At 42.8% G+C, this 23,466-nt stretch carries 20 protein-coding genes; 17 read left to right on the top strand and 3 right to left on the bottom strand.

Annotation, left to right across the window (positions count from 1 at the left end):
- The 5 genes from DFR58_RS14680 to DFR58_RS14670 form a co-directional block, all read left to right on the top strand.
- On the top strand, positions 1–2,407 hold a 2,407-nt coding region (locus DFR58_RS14680; RefSeq protein WP_147273185.1), incomplete at its 5' end, for an S-layer homology domain-containing protein.
- 124 nt (positions 2,408–2,531) lie between these two features.
- Complete coding sequence (locus DFR58_RS22530; protein ID WP_278278818.1) at positions 2,532–2,666, top strand: hypothetical protein; 135 nt, start codon at positions 2,532–2,534, stop codon at positions 2,664–2,666.
- Positions 2,653–2,775 carry a hypothetical protein gene (locus DFR58_RS22525; RefSeq protein WP_278278817.1) on the top strand — a complete coding sequence of 41 codons (123 nt, stop codon included), beginning with the start codon at positions 2,653–2,655 and terminating at the stop codon, positions 2,773–2,775. The genes DFR58_RS22530 and DFR58_RS22525 overlap by 14 nt, the downstream gene beginning before the upstream one ends.
- Positions 2,776–2,929: 154 nt before the next feature.
- The gene (speD, locus tag DFR58_RS14675) at positions 2,930–3,748 is read left to right on the top strand and encodes an adenosylmethionine decarboxylase (protein WP_114298602.1); all 819 of its coding nucleotides are present in this window, start codon (positions 2,930–2,932) and stop codon (positions 3,746–3,748) included.
- Between the two features lie 240 nt (positions 3,749–3,988).
- Positions 3,989–4,624, top strand: a complete 636-nt coding sequence (locus tag DFR58_RS14670) for a cation-transporting P-type ATPase (RefSeq protein WP_114298601.1) — start codon at positions 3,989–3,991, stop codon at positions 4,622–4,624.
- 82 nt (positions 4,625–4,706) lie between these two features.
- Here the strand turns inward: DFR58_RS14670 and DFR58_RS14665 are convergent, their stop codons facing one another.
- Entirely contained in the window at positions 4,707–6,824 is a 2,118-nt protein-coding gene (locus DFR58_RS14665; protein WP_114298600.1) for a methyl-accepting chemotaxis protein, read from the bottom strand.
- A gap of 312 nt (positions 6,825–7,136) precedes the next feature.
- Here DFR58_RS14665 and DFR58_RS14660 point away from each other — a divergent pair, with 312 nt between their 5' ends.
- The 10 genes from DFR58_RS14660 (at position 7,137) to clpX (ending at position 16,507) form a co-directional block, all read left to right on the top strand.
- Positions 7,137–7,730, top strand: coding sequence for a sigma-70 family RNA polymerase sigma factor (locus tag DFR58_RS14660; RefSeq protein ID WP_242987652.1), 594 nt, complete (start codon positions 7,137–7,139; stop codon positions 7,728–7,730).
- Entirely contained in the window at positions 7,727–8,320 is a 594-nt protein-coding gene (locus tag DFR58_RS14655) for an anti-sigma factor family protein (protein WP_114298599.1), read from the top strand. The genes DFR58_RS14660 and DFR58_RS14655 overlap by 4 nt, the downstream gene beginning before the upstream one ends.
- A 146-nt stretch (positions 8,321–8,466) precedes the next feature.
- Positions 8,467–8,877, top strand: a complete 411-nt coding sequence (locus tag DFR58_RS14650) for a hypothetical protein (protein ID WP_114298598.1) — start codon at positions 8,467–8,469, stop codon at positions 8,875–8,877.
- An 80-nt stretch (positions 8,878–8,957) separates the two neighbouring features.
- Positions 8,958–9,935 carry a VanW family protein gene (locus DFR58_RS14645; RefSeq protein ID WP_114298597.1) on the top strand — a complete coding sequence of 326 codons (978 nt, stop codon included), beginning with the start codon at positions 8,958–8,960 and terminating at the stop codon, positions 9,933–9,935.
- Positions 9,936–10,096: 161 nt separating this feature from the next.
- Positions 10,097–10,351, top strand: coding sequence for an HPr family phosphocarrier protein (locus DFR58_RS14640; RefSeq protein WP_114298596.1), 255 nt, complete (start codon positions 10,097–10,099; stop codon positions 10,349–10,351).
- Positions 10,352–10,383: 32 nt separating this feature from the next.
- Complete coding sequence (gene uvrC / locus DFR58_RS14635) at positions 10,384–12,309, top strand: excinuclease ABC subunit UvrC (protein WP_114298595.1); 1,926 nt, start codon at positions 10,384–10,386, stop codon at positions 12,307–12,309.
- Between the two features lie 39 nt (positions 12,310–12,348).
- Positions 12,349–13,053, top strand: a complete 705-nt coding sequence (locus DFR58_RS14630; RefSeq protein ID WP_114298594.1) for a metallophosphoesterase — start codon at positions 12,349–12,351, stop codon at positions 13,051–13,053.
- A 140-nt stretch (positions 13,054–13,193) separates the two neighbouring features.
- A complete protein-coding gene (tig, locus tag DFR58_RS14625) occupies positions 13,194–14,480 on the top strand; it encodes a trigger factor (protein ID WP_114298593.1) in 1,287 nt (428 codons plus the stop codon).
- 133 nt (positions 14,481–14,613) lie between these two features.
- On the top strand, positions 14,614–15,198 hold the full coding sequence (gene clpP / locus DFR58_RS14620) for an ATP-dependent Clp endopeptidase proteolytic subunit ClpP (protein WP_114298592.1): 585 nt from the start codon (positions 14,614–14,616) through the stop codon (positions 15,196–15,198).
- A gap of 13 nt (positions 15,199–15,211) precedes the next feature.
- Complete coding sequence (clpX, locus tag DFR58_RS14615; protein ID WP_114298591.1) at positions 15,212–16,507, top strand: ATP-dependent Clp protease ATP-binding subunit ClpX; 1,296 nt, start codon at positions 15,212–15,214, stop codon at positions 16,505–16,507.
- Positions 16,508–16,621: 114 nt separating this feature from the next.
- On the opposite strand, the gene DFR58_RS14610 is transcribed toward clpX, so the two are convergent.
- Positions 16,622–17,377, bottom strand: coding sequence for an exodeoxyribonuclease III (locus DFR58_RS14610; protein ID WP_114298606.1), 756 nt, complete (start codon positions 17,375–17,377; stop codon positions 16,622–16,624).
- Between the two features lie 22 nt (positions 17,378–17,399).
- The gene (locus DFR58_RS14605; protein WP_114298590.1) at positions 17,400–18,485 is read right to left on the bottom strand and encodes a hybrid sensor histidine kinase/response regulator; all 1,086 of its coding nucleotides are present in this window, start codon (positions 18,483–18,485) and stop codon (positions 17,400–17,402) included.
- 672 nt (positions 18,486–19,157) lie between these two features.
- On the opposite strand from DFR58_RS14605, the gene DFR58_RS14600 reads away from it, so the two are divergent.
- Together DFR58_RS14600 and DFR58_RS14595 are read left to right on the top strand one after the other, a co-directional pair.
- Positions 19,158–21,890 carry a hybrid sensor histidine kinase/response regulator gene (locus DFR58_RS14600; RefSeq protein WP_242987651.1) on the top strand — a complete coding sequence of 911 codons (2,733 nt, stop codon included), beginning with the start codon at positions 19,158–19,160 and terminating at the stop codon, positions 21,888–21,890.
- A gap of 2 nt (positions 21,891–21,892) precedes the next feature.
- Entirely contained in the window at positions 21,893–23,038 is a 1,146-nt protein-coding gene (locus DFR58_RS14595) for a response regulator (RefSeq protein ID WP_114298589.1), read from the top strand.
- Positions 23,039–23,466 lie beyond the last annotated feature (428 nt).

Raw genomic sequence — 23,466 nt, 5'->3', positions numbered from 1 at the left:
TATAAGCAGCAGCGGAGGTGGGACGGCTGTTACGGGGAGTGGAACAGTGTCATCGGCAACCCAGCAGGTGACGGGAATAGACGTAAGCGGGCTGATTGACGGGACGCTTACGGTAAGTGTTACCCTTACCGACGCGGGAGGAAATGAAGGATCGCCCGCCACAGACACGGTAGAAAAAGATACTGTTGTACCTTCAGGCTATACCATAGTAATAGATCAATCACGCATAGACCCTTTAAATGTGGATGCGTTGTCGTTCACCTTTGCGGGAGCAGAGGTTGGCAGCACATATAACTACAGCATAAGCAGCAGTTCGGGTGGCACGCCAGTTACGGGGAGCGGAACGGTGGCTTTGGCAACTCAGCAGATAACGGCAATAGATGTGAGCAGTCTGCCTGACGGAATACTTACGGTAAGCGTAATACTTACTGATGCAGCAGGAAATGCGGGATCAGCTGCTGTCCATACGGTAGAAAAGGATGCTGTTGCACCCATGGGCTATACAATAGCAATAGATCAGGCATATATAAATAATTCAAATAAAGCTTCTATGTCGTTCACGTTTGCGGAAGCAGAGATAGGCACTACATACAGCTACAGTATAAGCAGCAGCGGAGGTGGGACGGCTGTTACGGGGAGTGGAACAGTGTCATCGGCAACCCAGCAGGTGACGGGAATAAACGTAAGCGGGCTGACTGACGGGACACTTACGGTAAGTGTTACTCTGACCGACGCGGGAGGAAATGAAGGATTACCCGCCACAGGCACGGTAGCAAAGGATACTGTTGTGCCTTCAGGCTATACCATAGCAATAGAACAATCCGGCATAGACGCTTCAAATGTGGCTTCGCTGTCCTTCACATTCACAGGAGCGGAGACAGGCAGCACATACAGCTACAGCATAAGCAGCAGCGTAGGCGGTACGCCTGTTACGGGGAGCGGAACGGTGGCTTCGGCATCCCATAAGGTGACGGGAATAGATGTAAGCGGCCTGCCTGACGGGACACTTACGGTAAGAGTAATACTGACCGACGCGGCAGGAAATGCCGGAGCTGAGGCCGAGAAGACTGTGCCTAAATCCACCGCACCCTCACCGACAGGCGGCGACAGCAATAGAGGTGGCTCGGGGTCGGGAACTCAGCCTTCCTCCATACAGGGGCAGGTATTTATAGACGGCAAGGCACAAACCGCCGCCATTGTCTCCTCCAAGCTGTCAGGAGGGCGCAGGACAACTACAGTGGCTCTGGATGATAAAAAGATACAGGAGAATATCGGCAAGGGAAAAGATAAATCCACGCTGCTTATTCCGGCAAGCTCAGGTTCTCCCGATGAAGTAACCGGCAGCCTCAATGCACAAACTATTAAGGTTATGCAGTTAAAGGACAGCACCATACAGATAGACACGGGCAGCGTAATATATACCCTTCCGGCATCCAAAATAGATATGGAGGCTATTGGGGCTTGGGCAGGAAAAGACACAGGGCTTCAAGATGTAAAGGTGAACATTTCTGTTATAAAAAGCATTTCCGATGTTGCCAAAATAGCGGAGAACACTGCGGCAGACGGCGGTTGCAGCATAGTGGTTGCTCCCGTGGAATTCAGCATTACATGCACGGTGGGAGACAGAAGCACTGTTGTCAACAGGTTTAACGGTTATGTTGACAGGATGGTGGCTATACCGGAGGGGATAGATCCTTCCAAAATAACAACAGGTGTTATATTGAACCGTGACGGAAGCTTCTCGCATGTACCCACAGTGGTTATAAAGCAGGGCGGAAAAGATTATGCCAAAATGAACAGCCTTACAAACAGCACCTATCTGGTGATATGGAATCCTGTTACCTTTGCCGATGTCGAGAGCCATATATTTAAGGACGAGGTAAATGATGCCGCGTCAAGGCTTATCATCGACGGGCTTAACGACAGCAGCTTCGGACCCGATATAAAGATAACCCGGGGAGAGTTTGTGGAAACAATAATAAGAGCTTTAGGCCTCTTAAGAACGGACAAAACAACGGATAAATTCAAGGATGTCAAGCCTGGAAGCAAATATATGGCATCGGCCGCCGCAGCTTTTGAATATGGTATTGTGGGAGGATACGGCGACGGAACCTTCAGGCCGGAAAGGCTTATAACCAGAGAAGAGGCCATGAATCTTATAGTAAGGGCTATGAAGGTTATGGGCATGGACACCGAAATAAGCGAGCAAAGCGCAAGGTCAGCAGTTGAGAAGTATGCCGACGGAGCCGAGGTAAACAAAATAGCGGTAAAGGCGGCTGCGATTTGTGTGCGGAACGGTGTATTCAACGGAAGCTCAAAGGGAAATCTGTCTCCCGCAGAGAATATAAGCAGGGGACAGACGGCGGCTGTTATACTAAGGCTGCTTAAGAAAAAGGAGCTTATATAAAGCATTTTAATAAAAAGCAGCACGGATTTTTCCGTGCTGTTTTTTAATAAGCATAAGAATTTTTGGACATGATATATATTAAGCTTTAAATCATATTAGCTAATACTTTTAAGGTGGGATTTATATGGAAGAAAAAAAGAAGGTTGATAACAACCTGCCTGGAAACAAGGAATATATAGAAAAATTTTACGAGAAATCGGAAAGCGAGATAAAAAAGCAGCAGGGAGAGGGAAGGGCGAAGAGAGATGGGCAAAAATAGGACAAAGGGCATTAACTCTGATCCTATGAAGGAGAAGACTCAGGAGCTGGAGGAAACGAAAAGAATATCGAAGGCATTTGAGAAAAATAACCCTCGAAAGTCGAAATGAGCCTGTAAAAGGGCTCTTTTATTTTATATTTTTTTGATATTAACAAAAACTTTAATTTACAAAGTGCACGATTGATTGTAAAATAAAAAAGTTGTGTAAATTATAAAAACCATACCTGTTAAAGCATTGCTTACAGATTTAAGGAGAAATTTTAATGGAGATTAAATCTATAAAAAAGCTTAAGCTTTTTGGCTTCAACAATTTGACAAAGACACTGAGCTTTAATATGTACGATATTTGCTATGCTCAGACGTTGGATCACCGCAAGGGCTATATTGAGTATATTGATGAGCAGTACAATGCTCAAAGACTTACAAATATATTAACTAATGTTGCGGAAATAATAGGGGCCAACATCTTAAATATAGCCAGTCAGGACTACGACCCGCAGGGAGCGAGCGTAACAATGCTTATATCTGAGGGCAAGATTCCCGGTGAGTCCGGCGAGGAGTTCTTTGGTACCGAATCTCCAGGGCCTATTCCCAATACTGTGGTCGGGCATCTTGATAAGAGCCATATAACTGTCCACACTTATCCTGAGAGCCATCCTGACGACGGAATAAGCACCTTCAGAGCAGATATAGATGTTTCAACCTGCGGTCATATTTCTCCTCTTAAGGCTCTGAATTATCTTATTCACAGCTTCAATCCCGATATCATAACTCTGGATTACAGGGTTAGAGGATTTACAAGGGATGTGGAGGGCAAAAAGGTCTTTATAGACCACAAAATAAATTCCATACAAAACTATATACCCAGTGAAACGAGAAATTTATATCATATGATAGATGTAAATGTGTATCAGGAAAATATTTTTCATACCAAGATGCTTTTAAAGGAATTCGATCTTGACAATTATTTGTTCGGCATTACAAAAAAGGAGCTTATGCCGGGGGATAAAAAGAAAATAAAGCAAAGGCTCAAAAAGGAAATGGCTGAAATTTTCCACGGCAGGAATATTCCTAAGGTTTAATATGTTAAGACTTTATATTTTTTAATTTATTAATAAATCGTTTACAAATTATTCATTGACACATTAATATTATTTAATATACAATTAAATTGTTAAAATAATAGTTGATTTAATTATTCAAGGCGGCATGGATTGCAGGTGGCATATCAGTTATGAAATTGGGAAATAAAGGTTATGTTGGATTGCTTTAAGAATATTTATGCAGAGCTTTTTATTTTTAAATCATAAGGAGTGTGACAAATGGATATTGTTCCCCATAGAAACTCATTAATACGCAGTCAGAGGGAGGATTTAGCCAGTAAAAGCACACCTGTAATCAGAGTAAATGAGGTATACTTAGACGGAAGCCTTAAGGAGGCAAGCCTCATAGATGAAGATCAGAAAAGCTTTGGTATTTTTATGCATTCCCTCATTTTGAGTAACTATGCTGAGGTTATACAAGTCAACAATCAACAGATTGACGTCATCGGGGACGATTATGAAAAGGCGATCTTAAGCTATACCGAGTCGAAGGGATTCGATAAAAAGCTTATTGAGAGTATTGCACCTAAAGTGGCGGGGCTGTCATTTGAAAGTGAGGATAATCTTAAGGTATCTGCCCACCTTATAAATGAAAAGGTGAGAATTCTTTCAAAGGGGACTCCTGAAAAGCTTCTGGAAAGGTGTTCATATATATTGATGGATTCTAAGTTTGTAAAGGTAACAAGAAAGATATTCAGAGAAGTCAACGGTGTCCTCGGCGATATGCTTAAAAGATGCAGTAATGTATATGCAATTGCGCTTAAGGACACTTCAAAGCTTTCAGGGGTATTGAGTATGGACACGTATGTAAAGGAGATGACACTTGTTGCGTTAATAGGCATGGGGATTATGTAAAAATTTCTATGCAGATTATATAAAGAGAGACGGCTAAAGCTATCCCCCCAGCTTTAGCCGTCTCTCTTTGTATTCAAGCCGGTTATATTTTAAATTGAGATATAGCGGCATCAAGCTCAAGGGAGATGGCACTGAGATCCTTAGCCAATACCGCCAGCTCTTCCGCCCCGGCAATCTGCTCCTGTGTGCTTGCGGAAACCTCCTGTGACGTTGCGGCCGATTGCTGTGATACCGCCGAAACATTTTCCATTGCACTGATAGTCTTTTCTCTGAACATGGACATTTCCGAAGCTGAATTTTCCATGTGGCTTATTTGTTTTGATATATCCTCCATTGAATTAAGTATCGTTTTAAAAGCGTAATCGGTATGGGAAACAGAGTCAGACTGCTGATTTATAATATCGCTTGCCGAGTTGGCTTTTTCCACTGCCACGGCTGTCCTGTTCCGTATGCCGCTTAATATATTATTAATCATAACAGACGCGTTTTTAGACTGATCTGCCAGCTTTTTAACTTCGTCTGCTACAACGGCAAAGCCTTTCCCGGCCTCACCCGCTCTTGCTGCCTCTATTGCGGCGTTCAGGGACAGCAGGTTTGTCTGCTCCGCTATTCCCACAATAACCCTTACAATCTTTTCTATTTCCTTCATGTCATTATTCAGAGCATTAATTTCAGACGATATTTCGGAGGTTATGGCTTTTGTGTCCTCTGCCTTGCCATTAAGAATACTTACCGCATTCAGAGCATTCTGACTGAGTATTTTTGTATTGCTGACCACGGAGGACACATTTGCAACATCACTGCTCACCTTATTGATTCCATACGACAGCCTGCTCATATGCTCCATGCTCTGAGCGATTTGTGAGGCTTGCTCCGAAGCTCCTTTTGCAATTTCCTGTATGGTGAGGGATATTTGCTCCGAGGCTGAATACGAGTGCTGGGAAGAGGCCGCTATTTTCTCCGAGCTGTCAAGAACCTTGGAGAATGACGAGTGTACCTTAGAAACCAGAGCCCTTATATTTTGCACCATTTCATTGAAGCTTTGCGTCAGCCTTGCTATTTCGTCCTTTCCGTCATCCTTGATTTCCATAGTCAGATTCCCGTTTTTAGTTTCCGACATAAAACGGGTAAGACTGCCCAAAGGAGCTGAAATGCTTTTTGTTAGTATAAACGATAGTATGAAGGAGAGCGCCATACAAATAATGAAAAAGGCTAAAACAAAATTTCTTATGCCGTCAGGCTCTGCATAAATATACTTATAGGGTGTGGAAATTACTATGTACCAGTCCTGAGACTCAAGACGGGAAAATGATATAAGGCAATCTTTGCCTTCAATTTTATAATCAAAGGTGCCTCCATCGGAGCCGCTGAAATTTTCAAGTATTGACTTCTCTTCAAATGTGGTACCGAAGTCCTTGTCATTACGTCCGGATATCATATTTGCGGAGGAATCCATAACCATTATTTGGGAGTTATCTCCAAGGTCGGCGTTATCAAAAATACTTGAAATTGCCTGAGGCCTAAGGCATATGAATATATGTCCTATAGTGGAGGATGAGGACAGAGACACGATTTTCCTTCCTAAAATGATACAATTTTCTGTGGCATTTTCGGGGTTAATATAATATGTCCAAACTGTTTTTTGTTGATTTTCCGAAACCATCTTAATAAGACTGTCCCGCAATTCCTTGTTTGAATTGATGACGCTTGAGCCGTAGCTGATAGAATTGTCGGTGCCTGTTTTAAACAGGTCTGTAGATATTATGTTTCTCATGTCTAAAAGCTTGGTGGAAATCATATCAGTTACGTTGCGGCGGCTATTGAGGACAACCATTACGTCATCGGAATCTATATTTTCAAGAGACTCATGAAGTGTTTTTGATATGGACAGCTCAAGGATATAAGAGTTATATACGTTAAGCCGGGTTTCTGCGATTAATGAAAGCTGCTTGGTCATCTGCAAAGAATAAGACTTCATCTTTGAAACAATTGCATTACTGGATTTTGTGTAGGAGAGAAAGCCCGTTATACCCAAAGTAATAACCGAAATAGCGGTAAAAGAGGCGATAAGCCTTAATTGTATGCCAGTGCCTCTAAAAAGCCTTGCCGGATGCGAAAAGGCATTTGAAACAGAGGTCTTAATTTGCCGGGTTTTTTTTGGATCAATTAGCTTGGTGATATTGTTGATTATAGAGTTCATATAGAGCCCTCCCCGTTTTTATTTTGTATCATTTTCATCTGATGTATATTATAAAGTCCTTAAAAAGGCTTTTATTTTTATTAATATTTATTTTTTAAGAATAAACTAAAGTATATTACAACCGCATGAGCATACGGTTGACTGAATTAATACGGAGCGTAAATCTGCATGGCTATATTGAATATATCGGCATAATATGATTTTTACTAAAGGTGTAAATTTAATTATGAATAAAATATATGAAATTTTTCAGACATTTATCAATAAATAGCGTAAAATAGAAGGTATATAGAAGTATAGAAATTGTTGAAAATGCTTGTACTTAAGAAGGTGCAGGGAGGTGAGTCCGGGTTGGAGGCAACGGATTTGGAGCTTGTGCAAAGATGCCTTTCGGGGGAGCAGGAGGCTTTTGCCGAAATAGTTGCAAGGTATAAAAAATTGATATATAGTGTAGTTTATAATATAATAAATGATAAGCAGGAAGTAAACGATGCTGCTCAGGAGGTTTTTTTAAGGATATATAAATCCCTTGACAGGTACAACCCGGAATACAAGTTTTCCACATGGTCGGCCAAAATAGCTACCAACCTGTGTCTGGATATATTGAGAAAAAAGAAGCTTGATCATGTACCTATAGAAGAGATAAAGGAGGTATCCTCAAGGCTGGATACTCCTGAAGACGAATATATAAATAAGGAAAAAAGCAGCATTATAAATCAGGCCGTATCTGAGCTGCCCGATAAATACCGCATACCCATTGTGCTTTTTCACCAGAACGGATTATCCTATGAGGAGATAACGGAAATTTTAAAGGAGCCTATGAGTATAGTCAAAAACAGATTATACCGGGCAAGGCTCATTTTAAGGGAAAAGCTGATGCCCCGGAGGAAGGAGGAGGTTTTATGAGCTGTGATTCATATAACGGCAGCATTATGAGATATTTTGACGGCAATATTGATCATGCTGAGAGATTAGGCTTAGAGCAGCACTTGGAGACTTGCGAAGACTGCAGACGGGATTTCGAGCAGATGGATAGCATTTTAAACGCTATTGGTGGGGAGTGCGCGATTGAGCCTCCGGAGGATTTTGAACAGCAGGTGATGGACAAAATACGAATGATGTATCCCATACAATCTAAAAAGCCTAACATACTTTTTATTGCAATGTATGGCTTTGCAGCCATGATGTTGTTCACCGTTTGCTCGATACTGAGCTACAGTATTATGGGAATAAGCCTTGTAAAGCTTTTTAGCGGTATTGCGGGGAACTATATTTCTACCTCCGAGGTAATAGACATGGTGTATTTTAATGTTCAGTCTGTAGCAGTGTCGGTTTTTGAGACGGTTATGGCGTATGTCGATATCGCTGTTTCCCTTGTATCGGAGCATTATTATATAACGGTTCTTATCGGAGTGATACTGTTTGCGCTGCAGTGGATTCTTGTAACCGTTGTAAAGCAAGGCAATGTTGAATTTAACAGGGCAAAAAGCCAATAAAATCTTAAAAAAACAAAATATTCCAAAGCAAAAAAGGACATTATAGAAAAAAGAAATCTCTTAAAGATTTTTTTCTATAATGTCCTTTTTATTTCTTGCATATAAGTTAACGTAATATCCATACTAAATTCACGGAGGTGACAGTTATGGATGAAAAAATTAACAACATTTCTGAAGACGGTAATAAATACAACCCTGAAAAAAAAGATAGAAATTTTTATTCAGCGGAAGGCATCTTGGAGAGGGACAATAAGCCGGAAAATTTTAAGAAATTTACCATGGGCAAGAACGGAAAAATTTGGAGTGCGGAAGGTTATGCATCCTCCATCAGCACTTTTCAGATATTTATAATACTTGGCTGGGTAAATGCGGCCTTTACAGCCTTTATATCACCTCTTTTTGCAGTAATAGGAATAATTTTCGGTGTAATAACAAACAGAAAATGGCCGGGGAAGGGAAATGCAGTAATAATAACAAATATAGTGCTTGCGGCAATAAATGTACTTTTCGGACTTTTTACCATAGGGCTTGGAATAGCTGCCATGCACACATATTAAATAGAACAGTATGCTTTTATAAGGACAGGCATTAAAAGGCTTTTTAATATATCAGGCTGTGTTGGAGGTGAATTACCCTAATGAAAAAGAATTTATGCTTTATATTAATGATTATCATGGTTGTATTTGCTTTTTCGTCCTGCGGTGCAAATGAATCTCAGCAAAAGGACAAAAGCACAGAAAATAATCCTGCTGAAAGTAAAACAGATGAAAACAATATAAACTATATGCAATATTCAGAAAATAACAATACAGATTATACGGGACTTCCTGAAAATAATGTGCAAAAAGCTCCCGGGAAAAGATATGCCAATAAAAATGTGACATTAGCGGGAATAGAAGTCGGGGGACTTGAGGAGAGTGAAATAATAAACAAAATTAAAAAGCTTTCTCAGGATGTAAATGTTGAGGTAAGGAATGCCAAATTATCGAAGAATACCTGGGTGCTTGCCCAAACCGAAAAAACAGGCAAAAGGGTAAATATTGAAAAAACACTTGAAAGAGTGCTGAATGCAAAAGAAGGGAAAAAAGTAAAGCTGGCAGTGGAAGAGATTAAGCCCTCCGTAACGGCAAGAAGACTGAAAGCAAATGTAGTAAGAATAGGCAGCTTTACTACGTTTATATCGGACAGAAAAGCCGCCAGAATAAATAATATGGAGGTTGCGGCAAAGAATATAATGTATGAGAAGGTATATCCAGGGGAGGAATTTTCCTTCAATCAGGAGCTTGGAAGAAGAACTCTGGGGAAGGGCTATGAAAAGGCTCCTATCATAATAAGAACTGAAAATGGGCCTAAAAAGGATTATGGAGTGGGAGGAGGGATATGTCAGCTTTCGACTACCTTGTACAATGCGGCGGGCAGAGCGGGACTGAAGGTTACAGAAAGACATCCGCACTCAAAAAGAGTGGGATATGTGCCTAAGGGCAGAGATGCCACAGTGACATATGGAGGGTCGGACCTCAAGTTTGTAAACACAGGAAAGCATCCTGTAATGATAAAGGCATACGTGTCAAATTACAGGGTAAGGGTAAGCATTATAGAAAACAGAAATCAATAATGCTCTTGTATTGATTGCTTATTTTTAGTTTTACAGCAGGTTATCTATATAATATAATTGTATTAAGCAATATAATTGTATTTAGTGATTAAAGGAAGGTGCTTTATTGCTATAAAGCTATTTAATAGCTAAAGCTATTTTAACAGGAGGTACTTACAGGAATGGTAACTAAGGAGATGGTGGTAGAGGCAAAATCGGGCTTGAAATCCAAGCCTGCCGCACTATTCATTCAAAAAGCATGTGATTATAAATCCAGCATATGGATAGAGCGCGAGGAAAGAAAGGCCAACGCAAAAAGTATGCTTGGGCTTTTATCTCTCAGTATAGGCACGGGAGCACGCATAAGCATTATAGCTGAGGGAGAAGATGAGGAAGCGGCGGTGGAAGAGCTGGCGGAATATATTAACAGCTTGTAGATGAAGCCGCTGCAGACCAAGGAGAAATGTTCATGTTTGATATTGAGGAAGAGCTAAAAAAGCTGCCGGACAAACCGGGTGTTTATATTATGAGGAACGAGGGCGGAGACATAATATATATTGGAAAGGCTGTTGTTTTGAAAAACAGAGTAAGGCAATACTTTCAAGCCTCATCAAGATTAACGCCCAAAACCAGAATGATGGTAAGCCAAATAAGGCTGTTTGAATATATTGTGACCGATTCGGAGCTGGAGGCGCTGATTTTGGAATGCAATATGATCAAGAAATACAAGCCTAAGTTTAATATAGCGCTAAAGGATGATAAAAACTATTATCCCTATATTAAAATTACAATGAACGAGGACTTTCCAAAGGTCATCATGACAAGGAGCATTGAACGGGACGGAGCCAAATATTTTGGGCCTTATGCAAATTCAACTGCGGTAAAGGAAACTCTTGCACTTATTAAAAAAATATTTCCCATAAAATCCTGCAAAAAGGTTTTTCCCAGAGATATAGGCAAGGAGCGTCCATGCCTCAACTATCATATATACCAGTGTCTGGGCCCTTGCAAGGGGGATGTGGACAGGGAAGAGTACAGGCTGCTGATGAAGGATATAGCCAATTTCCTTGACGGAAGGCAGGAGGATATAATACGCAAGCTTGAACAGAAAATGAAGGCTTTTTCGGAGGCTATGGATTTTGAAAGGGCGGCAGGCTGCCGTGACAAAATAAACAGCTTAAGGCTGATAGCCGAAAGACAAAAGGTATTATCCACGGCTATGGATGACAAGGATGTTATTGCTTTTGCAAAAAATGATACAGATTCCTGTGTGCAAATATTCTTTATAAGGGGAGGTAAGCTCATCGGAAGGGAAAGGTTTATATTTGAGGGCATGGGAGAAATAGAGGACAGGGAGCTGATGTCATCCTTTGTGAAGCAGTTTTATAACTCTGCCGCCTATGTACCCGGGGAAATAGTTATGCAGGAGGATATAGACGAAATTAACATTATAGAGAGATGGCTGAGCGACAAGAGAGCCTCGCAGACAAATAAGAAAAACGCAAGGGCCCGCATAACAGTTCCAAGAAAGGGAGAAAAGCACGACATTATAGAAATGGTATCTCAAAACGCCCTTATTGCTTTGAATCAATTTAAGGATAAGGTAAGGCGGGACGACGATATATCCAATACCGGGCTAAGCCAGCTTGCGGAGCTGCTTGGGCTGGATTCTCCGCCGGCCAGAATAGAGGCCTATGACGTATCCAATACCGGCTCAAGCGAAATGGTGGCTTCAATGGTGGTCTTTGAGAACGGTGTGCCGCAGAACAAGGAGTACAGAAGATTTAAAATAAAATCGCTTGCAAGGCAAAATGACTATGGAAGTATGCAGGAGGTAATATACAGAAGGTTTAAACATGCCCAAAAGGAGCAGGAGCAGATAGACAGGGAAACCGCTGAAATCAAAAAAAAATACGGAGATGCCTGGTTTCATGATTCCAAGGCTTGCGGCAAGTTTATAAAAATACCCCAGCTAATTCTGGTAGACGGAGGACTTGGGCATGTTAATGCAATTTCCGCAGTGCTCAGGGAGCTTGATATAAAAATTCCGGTATTCGGAATGGTTAAAAATGACAGGCATCGCACAAGAGGGCTTGTTTCAGCACAAAAGGAGTATGATTTGTCATCTAGTCTGCCGCTGCTTCGCTTCATCACCTCAATACAGGATGAGGCCCACAGGTTTGCGGTTGAATACAACAGGAGGCTGAGAGACAAAAGGTACAGAAACTCTGTGCTTGATGAAATTGAGGGTATAGGGCAAAAACGCAGGAATATGCTTATTAAGCATTTTGGCTCGGTTAAAAAAATAAAGGCTGCCGATATAGAGGATTTGCTTTTGGTGGAGGGAATAAACAGGAGCGTAGCGGAAAAAATTTTTAATCATTTTAGGAAATAGTATATACATAAGATATAACGGTTAATAGTGAGGGCTAGTATGGCTGTATTTGCAATTTCAGATTTGCATCTGGCACTGAGTATAGATAAGCCTATGGATATATTTGGAGCCAGATGGGAAAATTACATGCAAAAGCTGGAGCAGGAATGGAGAGATAGCGTATCCCCTGAGGATTGGGTTATAGTTCCCGGAGATATTTCCTGGGCGACATACCTTGAGCAGGCAGTTGCCGATTTTGAATTTATTGAAAGTCTGCCGGGAACAAAAATAATATCCAAAGGGAATCATGATTACTGGTGGACAACGATGAATAAGCTGGAAAAATTCATTGGGGACAAGGGCTTTTCTTCAATAAGATTCATGCATAATAACAGCTTTCGGCTGGGGAATATGCTGGTGTGCGGCACAAGGGGATGGAAGTGCCCGGGAGACAACGATTTTGGCGCGGAGGATGTTAAGATATACCAGAGAGAGCTTCAGAGGCTGGAGCTGTCTTTAAAAAGCATAGACATAAAGGGAGAGGATGAAATAACGGTGGCTCTGCACTACCCCCCCTTTAATGCAAGACAGGAACCAACGGACTTTGTGTCGCTTATGGAGGCACACAACGTAAACACCTGCCTGTACGGGCATTTGCACGGGGAAAGCTGCAGAAATGCTGTAACCGGATATGTGAGAGGAATTCATTTCCGGTTTATTTCCGCTGATTATCTAGGCTTCAAGCCGCTAAAAATACTGGATTGATGAAAATTTCTATTTTTTTTCGGCCTTTTTGTTGGAATTTCCAAGTGCGTTGTGTTATAATGTAAGGGTTAATCTGAGGAAGTATGCCCATTGATTTTAATTATAAATTTTTTATTATAGGTTGGGAGGACACATAGTAAATGAACGTTAAAGTGGAGAATGTAGAAAAGAACGTTGTACAGCTTGACATAGAGGTTGATGCAGCGAAGTTTGAAAGCGGTATGCAAAAATCCTTTTTGAAGAATGCGGGCAGGTTCAGCATACCCGGATTCAGAAAAGGAAAGGCCCCAAGGAAGATGATTGAAAGGTACTATGGAGAGCAGGTTCTTTACGAGGATGCCATTAATTTCATTTGTCCCGAGGCTTATGATGAAGCGGTAGCCCAAAATGGGATTTTTCCCGTAGACAGGCCGGAAATAGATATAAAGCAAATAGGAGAAGGACAGAACCTTATTTTTACCGCAAAAGTTGCTGTAAAGCCCGAGGTTGAGATTGGGGAATACAAAGGCATAGAGGTAGGCAAAATAGAGGTTCATATAACGGATGAGGATGTAGAAAATGAGCTTGCGAAAATAGCCGAAAAGAATGCTAGAATGGTTTCGGTGGAGGACAGACCAATACAGAATGGCGATACCGCAACTATAAATTTTGAGGGCTTTGTTGACGAAGAGGCTTTTGAAGGAGGAAAGGGAGAGGACTATCCCCTTGTAATAGGCTCAGGACAGTTTATTCCGGGCTTCGAGGAGCAGCTTGTAGGGCTTGAGGCAGGCGCTCATGCAGAGGTGAATGTTTCATTCCCTGAGGATTACCAGAGTGCCGAGCTTGCGGGCAAGGCCGCCGTATTCAAGGTTGACATAAAGGAAATAAAGCTGAAGGAGCTGCCTGCGTTAGATGATGAGTTTGCAAAGGATGTAAGTGAGTTTGATACCCTCTCAGAGTATAAGGCAAGCTTAAGAGAGAAGCTTACTCATGAGGCTAAGCACAAGGCTGAGCATGAGACAGAGGATGCCATTGTAAACAAGGTGGTTGAAAATGCCGTTGTCGACATTCCGCGCCCAATGATTGAAAAAAGAATTGACAGCATGATCTATGATTTTGACATGAGACTTCGCTATCAGGGTCTTGACATGGAAAGGTATATGCAAATGATGGGGATGGATTCCGATACCTTCAGGCAGCAGTTTTCAAAAAGGGCTGAGGGAGAGGTTAAGTCGCAGCTTGTAATTGAGAAGATTGGGGCTATCGAAGGTATAGCTACCGGTGAAGAGGAAGTAGACGAGGAAATAAAGAAAATGGCGGAGGGTTACAAGCAGAGCGAAGAAGAATTTAAGAAACATTTAGGGCAAGACGATATAGAATATATTAAGAGAAATCTGGTTATGAAAAAAACCGTTGATTTTCTTGTTGAGAATGCAAAAATAGTATAATAAAGCTGATTATTTCAAAAGCAAAGTGGGAATTAATAAGTGGGTATAATGGGTATAAGTAGTTTATTTCAGATACCCTGTTGTGAGGAATTCAATATTTTGACAGCTAAAATAAAAAAGAGGAGGGGAAAATATGAGTTTGGTACCTGTAGTGGTTGAACAGACAAATCGTGGCGAACGTTCCTATGATATTTATTCGAGGCTTTTGAAGGATAGGATAATAATGCTCAGCGATGAGGTGAATGATGTGACTGCCAGCCTTGCCGTGGCGCAGATGCTTTTTCTTGAGGCGGAGGATCCCGACAAGGACATACAGCTTTATATAAACAGTCCAGGAGGTTCGGTAACCTCAGGAATGGCAATTTATGATACCATGCAGTATGTGAAGCCCGATGTTTCGACAATATGCATAGGGATGGCCGCCAGCATGGGAGCGTTTCTTCTTGCGGCAGGAGCAAAGGGAAAAAGGTTTGCTCTTCCAAACAGTGAAATAATGATACACCAGCCTTTGGGCGGTGCGAGAGGTCAGGCTACCGACATAAAAATTCATGCCGAGCAGATACTTAAAATCAAGAGCAGGTTAAATAAAATTTTAAGTGAAAGAACCGGACAGCCGCTTGAAAAGATTGAACAGGACACTGAAAGGGATTTCTTTATGTCTGCGGAGGACGCAAAGACTTACGGCATAGTTGACGAAGTTATGATTAGAAGGAAATAAAAAGAGGTGTAATATGTCTAGGTATGATGAAAAGAAGCAGTTGAAATGTTCCTTTTGCGGAAAGACACAGGAACAGGTTAAGAGGTTGGTTGCCGGACCGGGCGTCTATATATGCGATGAATGTATTGAGCTTTGCTCTGAAATAATAGAAGAGGAGTTTGAGGAGGCAAAGGCTGATACAGAGCTTAATGATATACCGAAGCCAAAGGAAATAAGGGATATATTGGATCAGTATGTCATAGGACAGGAGGCTGCCAAAAAATCTCTGGCTGTAGCAGTCTACAACCATTACAAAAGAATAAATACCGAGGTCAAGGCGGGAGATGTAGAACTGCAAAAGAGCAATATTGTCATGCTGGGGCCCACCGGTTCGGGTAAGACATTGCTTGCACAGACTCTTGCAAAGATTTTGAATGTGCCCTTTGCCATTGCCGACGCTACGTCTCTGACAGAGGCTGGCTATGTGGGAGAGGATGTGGAAAACATACTCCTTAAGCTTATTCAGGCTGCGGACTATGATATTGAGAAGGCCGAAAAGGGTATAATTTATATTGATGAAATAGACAAGATAGCAAGGAAATCTGAAAACCCTTCAATCACCAGGGATGTAAGCGGTGAGGGAGTTCAGCAGGCACTGCTTAAAATACTGGAAGGAACCGTCGCTTCGGTGCCTCCGCAAGGGGGAAGGAAGCACCCGCATCAGGAGTTTATTCAGATAGACACCACTAACATTCTCTTTATATGCGGGGGAGCCTTTGACGGGATAGAGAAGATAATACAGAACAGGATAGGAAAGAAATCTCTTGGATTCGGTGCAAAAATCGAGAGCGCTAAAGAGAAGGATGCGGGGGAAATGCTCAAAAACATACTTCCTCAGGATCTCTTAAAGTTTGGACTTATACCTGAGTTTGTAGGAAGGCTGCCGATAGTGGTTACCCTTCATTCTCTGGATATGCAGGCTCTGATGCAGATATTGACCCAGCCCAAGAATGCCCTTGTAAAGCAGTATCAGAAGCTCTTTGAGATGGACGATGTTTTGCTTGAATTTGAAGAGGGTGCCTTAAAGGCAATTGCAGAAAAGGCAATTGCAAGGAGCACCGGGGCTAGAGGCTTGAGGGCTATAGTGGAGGAGATTCTTCTCGACGTTATGTATGAGGTGCCGTCTTCCACCAATATAGAGAAATGCATTATAAACCAGGCCACTGTTGAAAACAGCTCACAGCCTGAGACGGTATTGAATGAGAACAGAAAGCCCTTAAAGAAAAGCTCGGGGAAAAAAGCCCGCGTTAAGAGGGAGTCAGTGTCATAGCAGTCAATTTTCTTTTAAATATCAAAAATTAAGCTTGTAAAAAAGCACCTCCTGCGCCTTATATAGCGGAAGGTGCTTTTTGTTTGTCAAAACGGGATAACAAACAAACGCTCATTAAAGATTTATGCCAAGCTCGACGGGGCAATGGTCGGAGCCCATTACATCCGAGTGGATGCCTGCGCCGCAAAGCCTATCCTTTAGCCTTTCAGAGGTGCAGAAGTAGTCAATGCGCCATCCCGCATTTTTAGCTCTGGCGTTGAACATATACGACCACCATGTGTATGCATCCTTTTTTTCAGGATAAAAATGGCGGTATGTATCTATAAATCCCGCATCCAGCAGCTCTGTAAACTTGCCGCGCTCCTCATCGGTGAAGCCGGCGTTTTTTCTGTTGGACGACGGGTTTTTCAAATCTATTTCCTTATGTGCCACATTCATGTCCCCGCATACAATCACAGGCTTTTTGCCGTCAAGCTCCTTTAGGTAGGCTCTGAACAAATCCTCCCACACCATCCTGTAGTCCAGACGCTCAAGTGCTCTTTTGGCGTTGGGGGTATAGACATTAACGAGAAAAAATGTGTCAAACTCAAGAGTAATTACGCGTCCCTCGGTATCATGCTCCCCTATGCCTATTCCGTATGAATGGGACAGCGGCTCAATACGGGTGAATACGGCAGTGCCAGAATAGCCCTTCTTCTGGGCATAGTTCCAGTATTGCAGGTAGCCGGATGACTCAAGGCTTATCTGACCCTCCTGAAGCTTGCTCTCCTGAATACAGAATATGTCTGCATCAACAGACCCGAAAAAATCCATAAAGCCTTTCTCCACGCAGGCTCTAAGACCGTTTACATTCCATGAAATAAGTTTCATCTTTATAAAAAACCTCCTGTTATTATTTTGGAAGGCTGAAAAAGAAGGTGGCTCCATTGTTAACCTCTCCTGTCATCCACGCCACCCCGTTATGCCTTTTTAAAATTCTCTGGCTTATTGCAAGCCCCACTCCCGAGCCTTCAAACTCATTTTTGGAATGGAGCCTCTGGAAAACCCCAAAAAGCCTCGATGAATACCGCATATCGAAGCCTGCGCCATTGTCCCTCACCGAAAAAATATACTCGCTTTCACTTTCGCTGCAGGATACCTGAATTGAAGGCGAGTGCGTATGGCGGGTGTACTTTAGAGCGTTGGACAATATATTAAGGCATAAAAGTTTTAGCATAACGGCATCGCCCTTTATCTGCGGAAGCCCGTCCATAAAAAAATCAACCTGCCTTTCGGGCTCCTGCTGCATAAGCTCTTTATACGCATCTTTAAATAATTCATTCATGTTTATATATTCACTGTGCATTTGCATTTCGCACATTCGGGAAAACTCCAGAAGGTGATTTACTATATTTACAACCTCCACAGACTTTTCGCGGATGTTTGCTATGAGCTCCTGACCGTCGCTTCCAAGCTCGGTAGAGTAATCCCCTTCAAGGTATTCCGCGAGCTTGCTTATTGAAAGAAGCGGAGCCTTTAAGTCGTGTGCCACGGTATAACAGAAGCTGTCAAGCTCAAGATTTGCCTCCTTAAGCGACTGTGTCTGCCTCTTCAGCTTTATATGTGTATTTACCCTTGCGAGAAGCTCCGAAACATTAAACGGCTTAACAACATAATCCTGTGCGCCCAGACTGAATCCCCTTTTAATGCTTTCCTCATCATTGCTTGACGTCAGAAATATTATGGGAATATCCCGGAAGGCTTCATTGCCCTTAAGCAGCCTGCATACCTCAAAGCCGTCCATCTCAGGCATGTATACATCTAAAAGCACAAGGTCGGGGCAGCGCCTGTCCATCAGCCTTAAGGCAGCAGAGCCTCTGGTTGCTATTCTTATCCTGTAATTATTTTGGCGGAGCAGTGTCACGGCAGTTTCTATATGCTCCGGCGTATCATCCACAAGCAGTATTTCAGGCTGGTTTATAGGCTCAATCCTCTTCAAAAAATCATCTCCAATTATAAATTGCTGCTGTATAAATTTTAAATTAAGAGGATGCTTAGATCAAGAGCTATTTCCTATGAGTAATTAACTCACCCCTAGCCCCTCTCTTTTCAAAAGAGGGGAACCGATTCTTTGCAATTTCCCCTATGTTTTCTCCCATTATATTGTATTATACCATTTATTCCGCAATATTCCTCACCTAAATTACATGCACCCCACTTTATACAAAAAGATTGTCAACAAAGAAATTTTGGGTTAAAATAACGTTATAAGGCATTGAAGCCGGGGTTTTAAATTGCCCCCTTACATGCCTTTTTTTTATATGGTTTGCTTTGCCAGCATAATCCAAAAAGCTTCTGGAGGTCTTAAAAGCCTGAGGTCCGCACTCAAGGCGCATGTAAGGCCACTTCATCGGAGGTTTTGGGTATGCTGTCGCTGTAAATGCGGGCCGGCCTTTTTGAGAAGGGAAGGCATGGCTGCTTGTATTGTGTACGCATTTTCTGGAATTCATTGACCTTAAACGGTATTAAGTTTCCATAAAACAACTATAATAAGCTGTCAGGGTATATGAAAATTTTATTTGAGGCTTATGACTTTTGGACGGATATATATTAAAGCAACCGCAGCAAAACCAATTACAGCATGAGCCGGGGCTTTAAGGAGGTGTGAGCATTGAAATCCGAGGTGGTAATAAAGCAATCTACAATAAGCACATTGATTATTGGAATATTCTTTTTTATAGCGATACTTCTGGGAGGAAGCACTCTTTATATGAGCTCCAGTATAAAGGCGGAGCAGACGGCCGAGAAGAGAAGGACGGAATTTAAGCAGCTTGGAATTGACCTGGCGGAGGCTTCCGACTATCTGACCGACGAGGCGAGGAAATATGCCGTAACCACGGATATAGAGCATCTTTATAAATACTGGGAGGAAATCAATGATACCCGTACAAGGGATTATGTTATATCAAGGCTGCAGGAGCTTAATTCTCCTGATGAAGAGCTGGCTTTGTTGGCCGAGGCAAAGAAAAATTCCGATGCCCTTGTAGATACCGAAAGGCATTCAATGAGGCTTGTGCTGGAGGCCGTGGGGCAGTCGGAAAGCAGTATGGTGCCTGAGGTGGCAAGCTTTAAGCTGACTGGGGAGGACAGTTCCTTAAGCAGGGGGGAAAAGCTGGCTAAAGCCCGGGATATAATGTTTAATAATAAGTATGACAATTCTAAGCGAACCATTATGAGCCCCATTGCCGAGTTTCAGGAGATAATGAACTCAAGGCTTGAAGCCGAGCTGGAGGCGGCACGAAGGGGCACATCGGGCGCCACTGCAATACAGATAGTGCTTGCCATTGTAATTATATGTGCCATTGCGGTGCTTATATGGATATTGTTTGCACAGATAACCTATCCCATAAGAAATTATACAGGTATGCTTCATGAATTTTCCTTTGAAAACGAGAATTTCAGCCTTGCCCCTGAAGGCACTCAGGAGCTTAGAATGCTTGCGGGAACCTTCAATGAGCTGTATGCATCCTTCAGAGAGGAGCTTGTAAAAAGGAAAATGGCCGAGGAAACTATGAAGGCGGCAAAGGACGAGGCCGAGCTGGCAAACAACGCAAAAAGCGAGTTCCTTGCAAACATGAGCCATGAAATACGTACGCCGCTGAATACGATAATAGGCTATCAATATCTTCTCCAGAGCACTGTGCTGCGATTAAAGCAAAAGGAATACTCACAGAAAATAGGCATAGCTGCCAAGAACCTTCTTGGGATTATAAATGAAATACTGGACTTTTCCAAAATCGAGGCGGGAAGGATGACTCTTGAAAACGTGGATTTTGATCTTCATGCCGCAATAGGGGAGCTGTGCCAGATGGTGGGAATTGAGGCCGAGAGGAAAGGGCTTGGGTTAGGCTGCCATATCGGCTGTGATGTTCCGCAATATATAACTGGAGACGTTACAAGGCTTAAGCAGGTAATACTGAACCTTCTGGCAAATGGCGTTAAATTTACGCATACAGGCAGACTGGATATTTGGGTTAATATGCTAAAGGAGGCTCAAGATAAGGTGCTGCTGTGTTTTACCGTTGCGGACACAGGAATAGGAATTTCCAACGAGCAGAAGGATAAGCTTTTTCAGGTATTTACACAGGGTGACGCCTCTACCTCAAGGAAATACGGGGGCACGGGACTTGGGCTTGCAATATGTAAAAGGATTGTCAGGCTTATGGAGGGTGAAATATATGTTGAAAGTGAGGAGGGACAGGGATCTGTCTTTAAGTTCACAGTAAAAATGAAAAGAGCGGAGGGTATCCCCGAGGCGAAGGATGAGGACAGCCTTGAAAGCGTGAAGGGAAAATTTGCAGGAAAACGGGTTCTTATTGTAGAGGATAATGTCATTAACCTTGAAATGACAAGGGAAATACTTGAAATAATGGGGTTTGAGACACACACGGCATCATCGGGAGCTGAGGCTGTGAGTATGGCGGGCCAAGGCATGCACCATGCCATACTTATGGATATAAGGATGCCAGGAATGGACGGGTATGAGGCGGCGCGCCGTATAAAGGGCATGGAGGGACTCCGGCAGACTCCTATTATTGCACTTTCAGCGGACGCCGTGGAGGGTGTGGCGGAAAAGGCAAAGGCCGCAGGCATGGAGGGATACCTGACAAAGCCGCTTAATCCTTCCGCACTGGCCTTTGCGCTTGGAGAAATCATTTGCCGTAGCGGCGGCATAGGAGAGGGGCAAGCATGTGTTAAAATGCCGGGGGAAGCAGGGTGTGAGGGCCGGATTGATTTCAGGGATGGAATATCAAGGCTTGGGGGCAGCAGGGAGAAGTACGCGGAAATCCTCACACAATTTGTTGCGAGACATTCACAGGATGCACAAAGGCTCAAGGCTTTTATGGAGAAGGGAAAAACAGCAGATGCCGGAAGACTGGTACACACCTTAAAGGGTGTTGCGGGAAGCATAGGTGCGCGGCCTCTTATGGCGATACTTGCCGAGCTGGAAAAGGCCATTATGGAGCATGAGAAGGGAAAAGCGGAATCACTGACAAATGCCTTCGGGCTTGCTTTGAGAGAGGTGTGTGCCTGTGCGGAAGAGTTTGTAAAAAATTATTCGGACATGCCCGTGCGGCGTGAGCAGACTCATGACAGGGAATACCGTGAGGTGATTATACGACTTTATGAGCTGCTTAAGGAGGGTGATCCTGAGGCCCGCGGCTTTTTCGATACGCACATGGGACTGCTTGAGGAAAACATGGAGGCCACCATGCTTGGAGAGCTTCGAGAGGAAATTTGGAATTACGGCTTTGAGGATGCCGCTGCGCGCCTTGGAAAGCTTGTAAAGGAGCATCCGTCCATAGCAAAAGCACTGCATGGGCAGCTTGAAAGGGAGGCTTAAAAATGTATAGGGTGCTGATTATTGATGATGACAGAGCAGTGAGATATATGCTGAAAAGATTTAAAAACTGGGAAGGCTTCGGCTTTTATATAGCGGGCGAGGCGGCAGATGGAAAGGAGGGCTTAAAAAGGCTTGGTGAGGGCGCCGATGCTGGAGAGGAATATGACCTTATAATTACCGACATTAAAATGCCGGGCATGGACGGAATAGAGTTCATGAATGAGGTAAGGAGCTTATACCCTGATTTATGCGTTATATTCCTCAGCACTCACAGCGACTTCAGCTATGCCAAGCAGGGAATACGCATGGGGGTTTTTGACTATATGACAAAGCCCGTGGAGCAGGAAGCCTTATGCGAGGTACTGGACAGGGCGGCAAAGCACCTTGACGACAAAAAACAGCAGAGGATTAAAAGTGAGGAGGACAAAAGGCTGCTTGAGGAGAATCTGGAGGTATTCTACCCTAAAAGGCATGAGGAAAGGCTTGTCGAAAAGCTGGCACATGGAGATCACACATGTGTTGAGGATGTGAGGGAGGTGTTTAAGGAGCTGTCGGCTGTTTTAAAGGGCGACTATGTTAAAATGGAAAGAATTCTCGGCACCTTATTTACCAGAATTTCCGATGCCATATACGGCCCGCACTCATGGCTTGGAACGGTCGAGAAAATACAAAGCAATGACGCACATGCAGCCTCCCGGACGCCTGAGCAGATGGAAAATGACTTTGTCCGCCGCATACAGGGACTGCTTGATGTGGTAAGAAAATATGAGCTTTATCAAAGCGACAGCATAGTAAAGAAAACCTGCGAATATGTATTGAGCCATGTAGAGGAAGACATAAGCCTTGAAAAAATATCGCAGGAGGTGCATTTAAGAAGCGATTACGTGGGAAAGCTTTTTAAGAAAAAGACGGGATATAATTTTAATAGCTACGTCACAAAAATCAAGATGGAACATGCAAAATACCTAATAGAGGCGGGGGACTACAAAAACTATGAAATAAGCGAAAAGCTGGGCTACAGCAGTCCCGACTACTTCTGCAGGCTATTCAAGGCGTATGCCGGATGCACCCCCATAGAATTCAGAAGAAACTCGTACGGAACACCACAGGGGGTGTTCCGTACGAGGGGTTTTTCAGGGTTTGCATGAATCGCCCAGCAATACTGCATAAAAACCGATAACGGATAAATCCTATTGTGTGCGCCCACTGTTTAATGCATACGCGCACGTCCTTATTTATAGGCATTTCAACACTGCAACATTCTATCTACACCCCATTTGCCCCTTCTGCAAAAGCACATAGCTTGCATGATAAACATGCAAACATTGCATTTTTTTATAGTGAAATTACTGTTTTTTTATGTTTTTATAATATAAGATTGCCTGTATTATAAATATAACAATTAACCTTGATTCCACGTTACGAATCAGCTTAATATAGCTCAGGTGCTATAAATAATGCACATTCACAGACTGAATGTGTGCATTGCTTATAGCACCTGTTTTTTTATCGAAAGAAAGTCAGCCATTAAGATACACCGGCTGCGGGCAAGACATTTAAGAGAGTAAAAAGCATA

This window comes from Anaerobacterium chartisolvens (assembly GCF_003337415.1).
Classification (GTDB): domain Bacteria; phylum Bacillota; class Clostridia; order Acetivibrionales; family DSM-27016; genus Anaerobacterium; species Anaerobacterium chartisolvens.
This window is presented reverse-complemented; position numbering and strand designations above follow the sequence as displayed.